Annotated in this window: 5 protein-coding genes and 5 pseudogenes; 3 read left to right on the forward strand and 7 right to left on the reverse strand. The window is 69.2% G+C overall.

The window, feature by feature from the left end; all coding sequences use genetic code 11:
- Positions 1-106: 106 nt before the first annotated feature.
- The 6 genes and pseudogenes from ACXI0D_RS12050 to ACXI0D_RS12075 form a co-directional block, all read right to left on the reverse strand.
- On the reverse strand, positions 107-1,135 hold the full coding sequence (locus ACXI0D_RS12050; protein WP_119007397.1) for an MlaA family lipoprotein: 1,029 nt from the start codon (positions 1,133-1,135) through the stop codon (positions 107-109).
- A 1-nt stretch (position 1,136) separates the two neighbouring features.
- Positions 1,137-1,448, reverse strand: coding sequence for an STAS domain-containing protein (locus ACXI0D_RS12055; protein WP_014039022.1), 312 nt, complete (start codon positions 1,446-1,448; stop codon positions 1,137-1,139).
- Positions 1,438-2,101 (reverse strand): annotated as a pseudogene (locus ACXI0D_RS12060) (MlaC/ttg2D family ABC transporter substrate-binding protein). Before ACXI0D_RS12060 ends, ACXI0D_RS12055 begins: the two are co-directional and overlap by 11 nt.
- A pseudogene (gene mlaD, locus ACXI0D_RS12065) lies at positions 2,098-2,624 on the reverse strand (outer membrane lipid asymmetry maintenance protein MlaD). Before mlaD ends, ACXI0D_RS12060 begins: the two co-directional pseudogenes overlap by 4 nt.
- A gap of 59 nt (positions 2,625-2,683) precedes the next feature.
- Positions 2,684-3,440: pseudogene (locus ACXI0D_RS12070) on the reverse strand (ABC transporter permease).
- Positions 3,440-4,225, reverse strand: a pseudogene (locus tag ACXI0D_RS12075) (ABC transporter ATP-binding protein). Before ACXI0D_RS12075 ends, ACXI0D_RS12070 begins: the two co-directional pseudogenes overlap by 1 nt.
- A 188-nt stretch (positions 4,226-4,413) precedes the next feature.
- Between ACXI0D_RS12075 and recC the strand changes: the two are divergent.
- The 3 genes and pseudogenes from recC (at position 4,414) to recD (ending at position 13,315) form a co-directional block, all read left to right on the forward strand.
- Positions 4,414-7,761 (forward strand): annotated as a pseudogene (recC, locus tag ACXI0D_RS12080) (exodeoxyribonuclease V subunit gamma).
- On the forward strand, positions 7,758-11,438 hold the full coding sequence (recB, locus tag ACXI0D_RS12085; RefSeq protein WP_479642603.1) for an exodeoxyribonuclease V subunit beta: 3,681 nt from the start codon (positions 7,758-7,760) through the stop codon (positions 11,436-11,438). The pseudogene recC and the gene recB overlap by 4 nt, the downstream one beginning before the upstream one ends.
- The gene (gene recD / locus ACXI0D_RS12090; RefSeq protein WP_101766342.1) at positions 11,435-13,315 is read left to right on the forward strand and encodes an exodeoxyribonuclease V subunit alpha; all 1,881 of its coding nucleotides are present in this window, start codon (positions 11,435-11,437) and stop codon (positions 13,313-13,315) included. The genes recB and recD overlap by 4 nt, the downstream gene beginning before the upstream one ends.
- Positions 13,316-13,424: 109 nt before the next feature.
- Here the strand turns inward: recD and ACXI0D_RS12095 are convergent, their stop codons facing one another.
- Positions 13,425-13,820 carry a hypothetical protein gene (locus ACXI0D_RS12095; protein WP_049446855.1) on the reverse strand — a complete coding sequence of 132 codons (396 nt, stop codon included), beginning with the start codon at positions 13,818-13,820 and terminating at the stop codon, positions 13,425-13,427.
- Positions 13,821-13,887 lie beyond the last annotated feature (67 nt).

Genomic DNA, 13,887 nt, shown 5'->3' on the forward strand with positions numbered 1-13,887 from the left:
TCGGCCGGGGTCGGATCCCTTTCCACGGGAAAGGGCTCCGACCCCACCCGCAGCGCCAAAGAAAAACCCCGCCGAGGCGGGGTTTTTCATGCGCTGCAGACCGGACTCAGTGGGTCCACTGCGGCATTGGCATCGCATCGACCGGGATCGGCGAATTGGCATCGTCGTGGCCGCGGTCGCGCTTGCTGCGCAGATCGTTCTCGATCTGGTAGTTGCGGCGCTGCATCCAGGCATCGCGGACCAGGGCGTATTCGTCCACTGCGGTGTCGCGCAGATCGTCGATCGCCAGCAGCTGTGCGCGGGTGTCGACCAGCTGCAGGCCCTGCAGGCCGATGCGGATCTTGTCTTCCTCGATTCGGCGCATCGGCGACAGCGGGATGTCACCGGCCAGGCCGAACACATCGCGCACGGTACGCGGGCCGAAGAACGGCAGTTCCACGTAGCGCGAACGACGCCAGCCCCAGGCACCCAGGGTCTGTCCGAAGTCTTCATTGCGACGCGGCACCATCGCCTTGCTGGCCGGATCGAACAGGCCACCGATGCCCAGCGTGCTGTTCATCAGGAAGCGGCCGAGGCTGTCCCACGCGTCGGCACCACGGCCCTGCAGCAGCTGGTTGGTGATGGTCACCGGCGCACGCAGGTTGCTGAAGAAGTTGCTGACGCCGGTACGCGCGAAGCGCGGCACCACATGGGTATAGGCGGTGGCCAGGGGACGGGCCACGCCGCGGTCGACCGCGTTGTTGAACTTGTGGACCTTGCGGTTGAACGGTTCCCACGGATCGTAGGCCGCCGCACTGCCGGTGTTGCCGGTGCCGCCATACAGGGCATCGAAATCATCGTCGCCAGCGGCGGCGGTGGACGCTGCGGTCTTCGGTGCGGTCTTCGGTGCGGTGGCCTCCGCGCCCTGCGGCGCAGCCGTCGGCGACGATGTGGCGGGCGCCGAAGGATTGGCCACGGGGGCGACCGGAGCAGCGTCGACCACGCCGGTATCGGCCGTTGCGGCAGGCGCTTCGGCAGCAGGGCTGGGCGCAACCACGGTGCTGGCGACCGGCGCATCGCTGCGCGCGGGCTTGCCGGCACAGGCGGTCAGGGCGGTGGCCAGGACAATCAGGGGGAAAGTGCGTACGACGTTCATGTCAGCTCGCAGCAGAAGTAGCGTTGAAATCCAGGTCGGGCGACAGCCGGTAGGCTGCGCTCAGCTCGTTGTAGCCGGCCGGCGCGCCGGAAATGGCCAGTGCATGGCCGGCCTTGCGTGCACGGGCCGCCAGTTCGGCCAGCAGGGCCAGGCCGGCGCTGTCCACGCGCTCGACCTCGCCCAGCTCCAGCCGCGCCAGCTTGGCCGGCAGGGCCTGCAGCTGCGGCCACAGCGCGATCACCGCGGCACGGTCGAGCACCCCGCGCAGGCGCAGGGTGTCGCCTTCCAGCAGCGCCAGCGCGTTACTTGCCATTGCCCGCGGGCCCGGCCTGCATGCTGCCGCTGTGCAGCTCGCTGGCCACCTGCTTGATGCCCTTCTGGCGCAGCGGGGTGTCGAACTGGTTGCGGAAGGTCTGCACGTAGGAGATGCCTTCGATGTTGACGTCGAAGATCTTCCACTGGCCGTTCACGTTGCGCATCCAGTACTCGACCGGGGTCGGTTCGCTGCCGGCGCGCACCAGTTCGGTGCTCACGCGCACGCCGCGGTTGCCCGGCAGCGGGCTCTCACCCTTCAGGCGGAAGCTCGGCTTGCCCTGGATGTTGAGCAGGGTCGAACCGTAGCGCTGCATCAGGCTGTCGGCCATGGCATGGGCGAACAGCTTGATGTCGGCATCCGAGGCGCCGCGGGCGTGCGGGCCCAGCACCAGGGCGCGCGGCGTAGTCGCGATCGAAGGTGCGGTTCAATTCGCTGTCGATGTAGCTGCGCAGGCTGGCCGGGTTGCTGCTGAACACGCTCCGGCGCTGCTGCAGGGTGGTGAGGATGCGCGTGCTGGCATCGATCACCACCTTGCCGGCCTGGCCCTGCGTCGCGGCAGCGGCGGGGGCGGCGGCCTGGGCTTGGGCGAGGAACGGCGTGGCCAGCAGCAGCGTCGAGGCGAGCAGGGCCGGGATCAGTTTCATCTTCATGGTTGCGGTTCCGTTGCAGGCGCCTGCGCGCCATCGTTGGGCTTCTGGCCTGCGCCACCACCGGCGCCGCCACTGAACATGTACTTGCCGACCAGCTGGATCAGGTCAACCGCCGGCTGGGTGAAGACGATCTCGTCACCGGCCTTGAGCACGTCCGGGTCACCGCCCGGCTGCAGACCGATATAGCTCTCGCCCAGCAAACCACTGGTGAAGATGCCGGCCGAGGTGTCCGCCGGCAGGTCCTTGACCTTGCTGTCCATGCGCAGGGTCACGATGGACTCGAACTTCACCGGATCCAGGTGGATCGAGGCGACCTGGCCGACGGTGACGCCGCCGATCTTCACCGGCGCCTGCTTGCGCAGCTGGCCGACCTGGGAGAAGCGCGCCTTCAGCTCGTAGCCCTGGCTGCCCCAGCTCCAGCGCTGGTTGGTCGAGGCCACCAGGCCAGCACCATCAGCGAGGCCAGGGCCAGCAGCAGGAAGGCGCCGACGGAGAATTCGAGTCTGGGACCGCGGATGGCCATGTGGATTACCTGATCGAGTCGTGGTGGCCTCGCGCGCCTGCGCACCGCCGGTGGAGGGGTTAGGTGAACAACATTGCCGACAGCACGAAGTTGAACATCAGCACCAGCAGCGAGGCGTTGACCACCGCACGGGTGGTCGCCACCGAGGTGCCCTCGATGGTCGGCTCGGCGTGGAAACCAACGTAGGCGGCGACCAGCGCGGCGGTGCCGCCGAAGATCGCCGACTTCAGCATCGCCACGCCGAAGTCATCCCAGAAATCGACGCTGTTGCGCAGCGCCGACCAGAACACGCCATTGTCCAGGCCCAGCACGTGCACCGCTTCGAAGTAGCTGGCACTGATCGCCAGCGAACAGAAGATGCCGGTCAGCAGCGGCACGGTCAGCACCGCCGCCCAGAAGCGCGGCGCCACGGCCTTGGCCACCGGGTCGATCGCCATCAGCTCCAGTGCCTTGATCTGGTCGGTGGCGCGCATCAGGCCCAGTTCGGCGGCGATCGAACTGCCGGCGCGGCCGATGAACAGCAGCGCGGTCAGCACAGGCGCCGGTTCGCGGTACAGCGCAACGCCGAGCAGGGTCGACGGCGCGGGTCGCGCCAGCCCGAAGGTGGTGGACCACGCAGTGCGGTAGCCCTCGGGTCAGTACCAGGCCGACGAAGGCACCACCGACAGCGATGATCGGCAGCGAGCGCGCGCCGATCTTGTAGATCTCGCGGGTCAGCTCGGCCAGGAAATCACGGGTTGGCAGCGAACCACGCAGCACGGTCAGCGAGAACAGGCCGGCGCGGCCCAGCGAGCGGGTGGCTTGGACGAACGGCATCAGGCGACCCTCGCGCGCGGCGCGGCATCGAACGGAATGGGGCCATCGGGCTGGCCATGCGGACTGCCGCAGCAGCGGGTCCTGGCTGGACTGCAGCGCCTCGGGCGTGCCCTGGAACACGATGCCGCCATTGGCAATGGCGATGACCTGGTCGCAGATCGGCAGGGTCTCGTGCACGTGGTGGCTGACGATGATGCTGGTCAGGCCCAGGATGTGGTTGAGGCGCTGGATCAGGCTCATGATCACCCCCGAGGCGATCGGGTCCAGCCCGGTCAGCGGCTCGTCGTAGATCATCAGCGGCGGGTCCAGCGCCAGCGCGCGGGCCAGCGCCACGCGGCGCGCCATGCCGCCGGACAGTTCGCGCGGCCAGGCATCGGCCGCGGCCAGCAGGCCCACCGCATGCAGCTTCATTTCCACCAGCCGACGCAGCACGGCGGTCGGCAGGCGGGTATGCGTACGCAGCGGGAGCGCGACGTTTTCGGCCACAGTGAGGTCGGTCAGCAGGCCATTGCCCTGCAGCAGCACACCCACGCTCTTGCGCATCTCCAGCAGCGCGCCGCTGTCATGCGGAATCGGCTTGCCGAACAGGGTGACCTCGCCGGCGACGGACGCAGTTCGCCGGTCAGTGCCGCCAGCAGGGTCGACTTGCCACTGCCGGACGGACCCAGTACCGCGGTGATGCTGCCCTTGGGCACCTGCAGCGACACGTCGCGCAGGATCGTGCGCCCGCTCCGGTCGATGCGGACGTTCGATAACTGCACCAGACTGGAGGTGGAAGCCGACATGGGCACCATTAACGTTTTTTAGACATCGAAGGATCGGGCCCGTCGGCTGAACATAAGCAGACTGGACGGTCCAGTATTGTGGCACGGCAAGACCCTTGCCAGGCCGGGACAATCGGCTGGCAGCCCGGAACAATCCGTACCGGCGATGGGCCGGCCATTGAATACTGCCTGCCGTCTGCACACTGTGCATGATGAGTGACCCGGGCAGCGATTTCCGCCTCTACCATTCCAACTCCCTGGACGTGCTGGCCGCGCTGCTGGCGCGCAACATGCGTGCGCCCGGTTCCGGGCCAGCCGTTGCTGGCGCCGGAGGTGGTGCTGATCCCGCAGGTGGCGATGCGGCGTTGGCTGGAGCGACACTCGCTGCCGAGTATGGCGTGGCTGCCGATCTCGAGTTCCTGACCCGGGCGAGTTCGTTGCCCGTGCACTCAACGCCAATGTGCCGGGCGAACGCGACGACCTGGACGCGGCCGGCCTGCACTGGAAGCTGTACCAGGCACTGCGCGACCCGGCGCTGCTGGCGCAGCCACCGATGCGCGCGCTGCAGTCCTATCTTGCCGGTGGCGACGCATTGAAGCCGTGGGCGCTGGCCGGTGAACTGGCGTCGGTGTTCGAGAAGTACCGCAGGCCTGGCGCCGCGACTGGCTGCTGCGCTGGGAGGCCGGCGCCGACCCGGCCGACCCGCAGGCGATCCTCTGGCGCACCATCGCCGGTGGTCACGACTACCGCGCGCGCCGCATCCAGGCCTACCTGGACCGCTTCGAGGGCGCCGGCCAGCCATTGCCACAGGGCTTGCCGCCGCGCATGTCCGCGTTCGCGACGCTCAACATCTCGCCCGACGTGCTGCGCGTGATGGCCACCCAGGCGCGGGTGGGCGAGCTGCACTTCTATATGCCTACCCCCGTGCAGTCGTACTGGGGTGACCTGCAGACGCTGGCCGAGCGCCTGCGCAGTGGCGCGCCCGATCCCTTCGGTGAAGCGGCCGGTGAGAACCGCCTGCTGGAAGCCTGGGGCGCGGCCGGCCGCGACTTCATGGCGGTGCTGGGCAGCTACGAGGTGGTGCACCCGGCCGGCGAGATTGCGGCCTATTCCGATCCGGAGGAGGACACCCGGCCGACCCTGGACGAAGGTGGCCTGTCCGACAGCCTGCTGCATCGCCTGCAGCGCGACCTGTTCCATCGCCGTGCACTGCCTTCGGGGCAGCTGCGCGACGGGCTGCGTCGCGACGACCCCAGCCTGCAGGTGCATGCCTGCCATACCCGCCTGCGCGAGTTGCAGGTGCTGCACGACCAGCTGCGCAGCCTGCTGCAGGACCCGCGCTTCGATCCGCCGCTGCAGGCGCGCGAGATCGCGGTGCTGGCGCCGGACATCGATCCCTATGTGCCGTACCTGGAAGCGGTGTTCGGTGGCCGTGGCGGCGAGGAAGAGCACATTCCCTATGCGCTGGCCGACAGCAGTCCACTGGCGGGCGAGCCGTTGGCCGGTGTGTTCGTACACCTGCTGGGCCTGCCGGTCTCGCGTTTCGGCCTGAATGAAGTGCTGGACCTGCTGGCCAGCGCGCCACTGGCCGAAGCGGCCGGTCTGGAAGCGGTGGACTTCGACCGCCTGCATGGCTGGCTGCAGCAGGCCGGCGCACGCTGGGGCCTGGATGCGAAGCACCGCAACCAGCACCAGGCACCGGCCGACGACGCCTACACCTGGCAGTTCGCGCTGGACCGCCTGGTGCTCGGTCACGCGACCGGCAGCGAGGCCGACCTGGCCGGTGTTGCACCGTGGATCGAGCTGGAGGGCGGCGCATTGGAAGCGCTCGACCGGCTGCTGCGCCTGCTGCGCGTGTTGGCGATCTACCAGCGCCGCCTCGGCGAGCTGCTGACGCCGGCGCAGTGGCGACAGCGCCTGCTGTCGCTGCTGGACGCGCTGCTGCCGACCGCGCCCAGCTCGCCCAACAGCCAGCGTGCGCTGGAGCGCCTGCGCAAGCTGCTCAACCAGTTCGCCGACGATGCCGCCAAGGCCGGTTTCGAAGACGGTGTGCCACCGGAGGTGGTGCGTTCGCACTTCGCCGGCGCGCTGGGCGAGGCCGATACGCGCGCGCCGCTGCTGACCGGTGGCATCAGCTTCGGCCGCATGGTGCCGATGCGCCTGCTGCCGTTCCGGGTGATCTGCGTGCTCGGTCTCAATGATGGCGATTTCCCGCGCCGCGACCCGGCGGCCGGTCTCAACCAGCTCACTGCCGAGCTGGACACGCCGCGCCGCCGTCCGGGCGACCGCTCCACCCGCGAGGATGACCGTTTCCTGTTCCTGCAGCTGTTCGCTGCCGCGCAGGAGGTGTTCTACCTGAGTTACCTCGGTGCCGATCCGCGCGATGGCAGCGTGCGCGAGCCGTCGGTGCTGGTCAGTGAACTGATCGATGCCGCGGCCGCGTATCACCTCGATCCGCCTGCGGCGGTCCGCGACTTCACCGTGCGCCACGCACTGCAGCCGTTCTCGCCGGCGGCGTTCGGTGATGGCGATCCCGCCGCTTCAGCTATCGCCGCCAGTGGCATCCGGCCGCTGGTCGCCTCACCGGCGAGCGTGGGGGCCTGCAGCCGTGGTTCGATGCACCGTTGCCGCCGCCGCTTGACGATGCGGTGGAAGACGACGTTGCACTCGATACCCTGCGCCGCTTCCTGTGCGACCCGGCCGGGCAGTTCCTGGCGCAGTCGCTGGGCCTGCGCCTGGCCGACGACGTCGAGGAGGTCGATGACCTGGAGCCGCTGGTGCTGTCATCGCGCGGCCCGGAAAAGCGCAGCGTGCAGGCGGCGGTGGTGCGCGCCACGCTCAGTGGCGATACCGAGCCGTTGTACCCGCGCCTGCGCGCACGCGGCCTGCTGCCCTCCGGCCCCTTGGGCGAGCGCCAGTTCGAGGTGGAGCAGTTGAAGACCCGCCCGTATGCCAGCGCACTGCTGGGCTGGATGCAGGGCGAACCGCTGGAAAGCCGCCGCTACGAGGTGGAGATCGATGGCGTGCGCCTGCATGGCCGGGTGGCCGATCGGCATCCCGAAGGGCTGGTGCGCCTGCGCGCCGGTACCCTCAATGGCAATGCGGTGATCCGCCAGGGCCTGGACTGGCTGCTGGCCAACGCAGCTGGCGATGCGCTGCCGCTGGTGCAGTTCCACGACGGCGGCGATGCCGGTCCTGGCCCGCACGTATTGCCTGCGTTGAGCGTTCCTGCTGCACGCGCCGCGCTGCGCGCACTGCTGCAGCTGCGCCAACGTGGCCTGCGTGAACCGCTGCGCTTTGCCCCGTACACCGGCTGGGTGCTGTACAACGCGCCAGCCGAAAAACAGCGCAGCGAAGGCTGGAAGCAGTGGCACGGCAGCGACCGCAGCTGGGGTGAATCCAGCAGCGATGCCTGGCAGCTGCTGCTGCGTGGCGCCGACCCGTTCGCCACCGACGCCAGCTATGCCGACCTGTTGCGCAACAGCCAGGTGGTCTTCAGCGCGGTACGCGAAGGCCGAACCCTTGGCGCTGATACACGCCAGGAGGGCAGCGCATGAGCACCGCCATCGCCGGAGACGGCATCGAATCTCTCAGCCGCGATCCCTATCTGGCCCTGCCGCTGGACGGCATCCGCCTTATCGAAGCCAGCGCCGGCACCGGCAAGACCTTCACCCTGGCCACGTTGTTCACCCGCCTGGTGGTGGAGCAGGGCCTGCGCATCGGCCAGATCCTGGCGGTGACCTTCACCGATGCCGCCACCCAGGAACTGCGCAAGCGCATCCGCGAGCGCCTGGCGCTGGCCGCGCGCCTGGTCGATCTGGAACCGGCCGAGGGCGAAGCACCGGACGCGAGATTGACCCGCGACGTGCTGCAGCGCCATCTGCAGGGGGGCACCGAGAGCGCTGCCGCACTGAAGCGCCGCCTGCAGGTGGCCGCCGACGAAATCGACTTGGCGTCCATCTTCACCATCCATGGCTTCTGCACCCGGGTGCTGCGCGAGCACGCGCTGGAAAGCGGCCACACCTTCGATCCGCCGGAACTGCTGGCCAGCGACCGTGAGCTGCTGGAGGAGCTGGCCGCCGATCTGTGGCGGGTGCACGCCAACGACCCGGCCACGCTGGAACCGCTGACCTGGCTGTGGTCCAACCCGGACGCGCTGGCCGCCGATCTGCGCGCGCTGCTGGCTGCGCCGCCTCTGCACCCGTTGCCACGGCCGGTGGCGCTGGCCGATCCACACCCGGCATTGCAGGCCACCGCCGCCGAACTGCAGCTGGCGCTGCGCGAGCATGGCGAGCAGTTCTTCATCGACCTCTGCGATGCCGTCGACAACAAGTGGATCAACGGGGTGTCCTACAAGCTGGGCTGGCTGCACACGCTGGGGCGGCAGCTGCTGGCCTGGGCCGGGCGCGCCGACCCGCGCGAGCTGCTGGCCAGCGAACGCCTGCCGGCACTGCTGCCGGACGTGTTGGCCGACAAGACCAACAAGAAATTCCCCGACCGCACGCCGTCGTCGCCAGTGCAGGCGCCGTTGGCGCGCTATGTCGCGCTGCTGGCCGAACGCGATGCCTGGTTGCGTGCCACCGCGCTGAATTTCCTGCACGCGCTTCGCGCCGAAGCCACGCAGCGCCTGCAGGCGCTGAAGCGCACCCGCCGGGTACAGACCTACGACGATCTGATTGATGGCGTAGCGCTGGCCCTGGAAGGCCCGCAGCGGCAGGCGCTGGTCAGGCAGCTGCGCGCGCAGTATCGCATCGCACTGGTCGATGAGTTCCAGGACACCGATGATCGCCAGTGGGGCATCTTCCACACCGTGTTCGGCGATTCGCCGGAGGTGCGCGAACTCGGCCTGGCACCGGCGCTGTTCCTGATCGGCGACCCCAAGCAGGCGATCTACGGTTTCCGCGGTGGCGACATCCACACCTACCTGAAGGCCAAGCAGGTGGCGCGGCAGGCGCCGGTGCTGGACCAGAACTTCCGCTCGCGGCCGGCTGTGCTGCGTGCGCTGCAGGCGCTGTACGACAACGGTGGTGAAGACGCCTTCCTCGAACGCGACATCCAGTTCGAGCCGGTGCGTCCCGGTGGCGTGCGCAGCGATGAGGACTACCTGCGCGACGGCCACGCCGCCACGGCACTTACCCTGCGCGTGCTGCGTAGTGGCGGTGACAAGGCGATGAGTGCGGACGCCTCGCGTGAGGCAGCGACCCAGGCCTGCGTGGCGGCGATCCACCGGATCCTGGTCGAGGCGCGTGCGGGCAGTGCCGTGCTGCGTGGTCATCCGGTGCGGCCGGGTGACATCGCGGTGCTGGTGCGCTCGCATCGCGAAGCGACGCTGGTGCAACGGGCGCTGGCCGCGGTCGGTATTCCTGCGGTGGCGGCCGGCAAGCAGAGCCTGTTTTCCACCCTTGAAGCGCGCGATCTTCGTGCGCTGCTGCTAGCACTGCTGCAACCGGCCGACGAAGGCCGCCTGCGTGCAGCGCTGGCCACGGTACTGCTGGGCCAGCGGGCCAGCGCGATCGCGGCGATGGAACGCGAGGGCGACCTGCAACGCGATTTCCAGGCACAGCTGCTGCACTGGCGCGAGCGCTGGCAGCGCGGCGGACCGTTCGCGGTGATCGCCGATGTCTGTGCCGCGCAGGGCGAACGCCTGCTGGCGCTGATCGATGGCGAGCGCCGCCTGACCAACTACCTGCAGCTGGGCGAACTGCTGCAGGAAGCCTCGGCGCAGGCGCTCGGCATGCATGGCCTGCTGGACTGGCTGCAGGGGCAGATGGCCAGCGCCGACCAGGATGACGAGCAGCAGCTGCTGCGCCTGGAATCGGATGCGCGCCGCGTGCAGATCATCACCCTGCACAAGAGCAAGGGCCTGGAGTATCCGCTGGTGTTCCTGCCCTTCGTCGGCATCGACGGCGGCGCGCCGAACACCGCTTCGCACTGCACCGTGCACGTCGATGGCCAGCGCCAGCTGCACTGGAAGCTGGACAAGGACGAAGCCTGGGAAGCGGCCAGTGCCCAGCGCGAGCGCGAGCAGCGCGCCGAGGATGCACGCCTGCTGTATGTTGGCCTGACCCGCGCCGAACACGCGCTGTGGATCGCGGTGGGTGATCTGGCCGGGCTGGGCAGGACACGGCTGGCACCGCTGCTGGGTGACCTGCAGGCGTTGCGCGCCCAGGCCGACGTGCACATCGATGACAGCGAGACACCGGCTGCGCTGCCGCAGCTGGCAGCTGAAGTGGAAGGTGACCTTCCGGCGGTGCGTGCCCTGACCCGGCGCGTACCCCACGACTGGTGGGTGTACAGCTTTACCCAGCTGGCACATGCCGACGCGGGTGCTGGCAGTGATATCGAAGCCGCCGCCACCGAGCTGCCGGCGCCCGCCGCCGACGAACCCGCAGGTCCGGAACTGCCGCTGGAACCGGCGCTGCCGGAACCCGCTGCGGCGGCCGAGGACAGCGCAGCGGTCGACCCGCGCTTCATGGGCAGTCGCTTCGGCAACGTGCTGCACGAAGCGATGGAGAACGTCGACTTCGCTGCCTGGGCTGACTGGCAGCCGGGTCTGGAAGCTCCAGAGGGCCAGGCCGAGGTGCTGCGCAAGGCGCTGCACGACGAAGGTTATGCCGACGTCGACCTGGACGATGGCGTGGCGGTGCTGGTGCCGCTGGTGGGCCACACGCTCACCGTGCCGCTGCCCGAGGGCGGTGCGCTGCACAGCCTGGGCGAAGGCGAGCGCCGCGCGGAAATCGACTTCCATTTCGCCATCGAACCGACCACGGTACCGGCGCTGTTGCAGGTGCTGCATGCACATGGGGTTTCCAGTACGCGTCGCGGCTTCGGCCAGCGCCGCCGCCTGGAAGGGCTGATGACCGGCATGATCGACCTGACCTACGTGCGCGACGGGCGCTGGTACGTGCTCGACTACAAATCCAACCGCCTGCCGGGCTACAGCCCGGACCTGCTGGCCATTGCCATGCGCCACAGCGAGTACGACCTGCAGGCGCTGATCTATACGGTGGCTCTGCATCGCTGGTTGCGTTTCCGCCTGGGCGCGGCCTATGACTACGAGCGCGACATGGGCGGCATCCGCTACCTGTTCTGTCGCGGCCTGGATGCCGCCGGCAACGGTGTGCATGTGGACCGCTTCCCGTTGGCGCTGGTGGATGCGCTGGATACATTGTTCGCCGGTGGCGAGCAGGCCCAGGCCGAACTGGCCGCACGTGCCCGTGGAGCCAGCGCATGAGCCTGCTGAAGGAACTGCACCAGAAGGGACAGCTGCGCACCCTCGACCATGCACTGGCGACCAGCCTGCAGCGGCTGCGTGACGACACCCCGGAAAGCGTGGCGCTGGCGGCCGCGTTGGCCTCGCTGGCGGTGTCGCAGGGCCACGCTGCGTTCGATCCGGCACAACCGCAGCGGTTGCTGGAAGGCGTGCCCGAGTGGCCTGCCGCGCAGGACTGGCTGGCGCAGCTGCGCGCATCGCCGTGGGTGGCGACGCCGGAGCAGGCCGATGCCATCGCCGAGGATGCACCGCTGGTGCTGGAAAACGGGCTGCTCTACCTGCGCCGCTATCGCGAGTACGAGCGCCAGCTGGCGGCCGGCCTGCAGCGCATTGGTCGGCATCCGCTGCCGGCACCGGACATGGCCGCGCTGGCACCGCTGTTCGCGCAGCTGTTCCCGCAGGCATCGGGCAGCGAGGATCATCAGGCACGCGCCGCCGGCGTGACCCTGCGCCATCCGTTGGCACTGGTCACCGGCGGCCCCGGCACCGGCAAGACCACCACCATCGCGCGCCTGTTGCTGCTGCTGGCTGCACAGGCCCGGCATGCCGGCCAGGCGCTGCCCGAGGTGGCGTTGGCCGCGCCCACCGGGCGCGCCGCCGAGCGCATGGCCGAGAGCCTGCGCGTCGCCGTGCAACGCCTGCAGGAACAAGGACTGGACCCGGCGCTATGCGCGACTTTGCCCAGTACCGGCACCACCCTGCATCGCCTGCTCGGGGTGATTCCCGATTCACCGCGCTTCCGTCACCTCGCCGACAATCCGCTGCCGGTGGACGTGGTGGTGGTCGACGAAGCCTCGATGATCGATCTGCCGATGATGGCCAAGCTGGTCGACGCGATTGCCAGCGGTACCCGGCTGATCCTGCTCGGCGATCCTGACCAGCTGCCCTCGGTCGAGGCCGGCGACGTGCTCAGTGCGATCCTGCGCGCCAGCGGTGATGGCATCGGCACCCGCGCCGATGACGCGCAGGCACTGCATGGCCTGCTGGCACCGGCTACCTTGCAGCCGCAGGCCACACCACGCGCCTTCGCCGGGCGCCGCGTGCAGCTGCAGCGCGGCTACCGGCAGAGCAATGCGCTGGACCTGGCACCACTGGCCCATGCCGTGCGCGAGGGCGACAGCAGTACCGCGCTGCAGCTGCTGCGCAGTGGTGAACTGGCCGGCGTGCATTTCCACGAAGGCGAAGCCGATCCGCTGCGTGGCCAGCGTGAGCACCTGCTGGGCCACTGGCGTGCACTGGCCGACGCAGCCGATCCAGTGCTTGCCCTGCAGCAGGCCGGGCGCCTGCGCGTGCTGACCGCGTTGCGCGAAGGCCCGCAGGGCGCGCGCGGGCTCAACAGCCGCATCGAACAGCTGCTGGCCGGCAACACCCCGGGCTACTTCCAGGGGCGCCTGCTGCTGGTCACCGAGAACAGCTACCGGCACCGCCTGTTCAACGGCGATATCGGCATCTGCCTGCGCGATGGCAGCGGCGCGATGGTGGCCTGGTTCCCCGGCGACAGCGTCGATCAGCCGCGCGCCTTCCACCCGGCCGCATTGCCCGCGCACGAAAGCGCCTTCGCGATGACCGTGCACAAGGCACAGGGCTCGGAGTTCGACGAAGTATGGTTGCAGCTGCCACGCCAGGACAGCCGCGTGCTGTCGCGCGAACTGGTCTACACCGGCCTGACCCGCGCCCGCCAGGTGCTGCATGTGGCGGGCAGCGCCGACGTGCTGCAGGCCGCGCTGAAGCGCCACGCCAGCCGGTTGGGTGGCCTGGCCTGGCGGCTGGGTGCGGAAGCGGTCGCCGAAGCACCGGCGCGCATTGAACAGCCCACGGTGCAGGGCACGCTGTTCTGAAGAGGGGTCGGATCCCGTTCCCAATGGGAACGGGATCCGGCCCCCGTCGCCGAGGCACGCATGCTCCGGGTCAGAGCCCTCCCTCCGGGAGGGATCCGACCCTGCGTCATTACGCGATCAGTACCAGCCCATCGGGGAACACGATCGCTGCTTCATCGGCACTCACATCGAAGAAGCCCACGCCGTGCTTCTCGGCCAGGTCCTGCACCCGTCCGTGTGCGCGCTCGGCCACCGAGTAGGCGAACGCACCGTAGATCACCTGACTACCGATGCTGTACTCGGTCACCTCGGCACGATCATCGTCGTCGTTGCTCAGCGGCCCGTTCATCGGCGGGAACTCCTGTGCCATCTCGGCAAACCACGCCTGCAGCGCCGGGCTGCTGACCGCCGGGTCGTCGTACTCGTGGCGCTCGTTCCACTGCGTCTGCTTCTCGAACCAGGCGATGAAAGCCGCGGCCTCGCGCGGGGCGGCGCTGGCCTCGAACACCATCATGTCGTAGCTCATTGGGGCTTCCTGTGCGGGGCGGGGGTCAGAGCCTTCGCCGGGGGCAAAGGATCCGACCCCGGCGCGG

The sequence above is a fragment of the Stenotrophomonas sp. C9D9 genome (assembly GCF_056491205.1).

Coding starts and splice junctions, on each gene's coding strand:
- ACXI0D_RS12055 (WP_014039022.1), bottom strand. CDS start 1,448: ATGGCAAGTAACGCGCTGGCGCTGCTGGAAGGCGACACCCTGCGCCTG.
- ACXI0D_RS12050 (WP_119007397.1), bottom strand. CDS start 1,135: ATGAACGTCGTACGCACTTTCCCCCTGATTGTCCTGGCCACCGCCCTG.
- recB (WP_479642603.1), top strand. CDS start 7,758: ATGAGCACCGCCATCGCCGGAGACGGCATCGAATCTCTCAGCCGCGAT.
- recD (WP_101766342.1), top strand. CDS start 11,435: ATGAGCCTGCTGAAGGAACTGCACCAGAAGGGACAGCTGCGCACCCTC.
- ACXI0D_RS12095 (WP_049446855.1), bottom strand. CDS start 13,820: ATGAGCTACGACATGATGGTGTTCGAGGCCAGCGCCGCCCCGCGCGAG.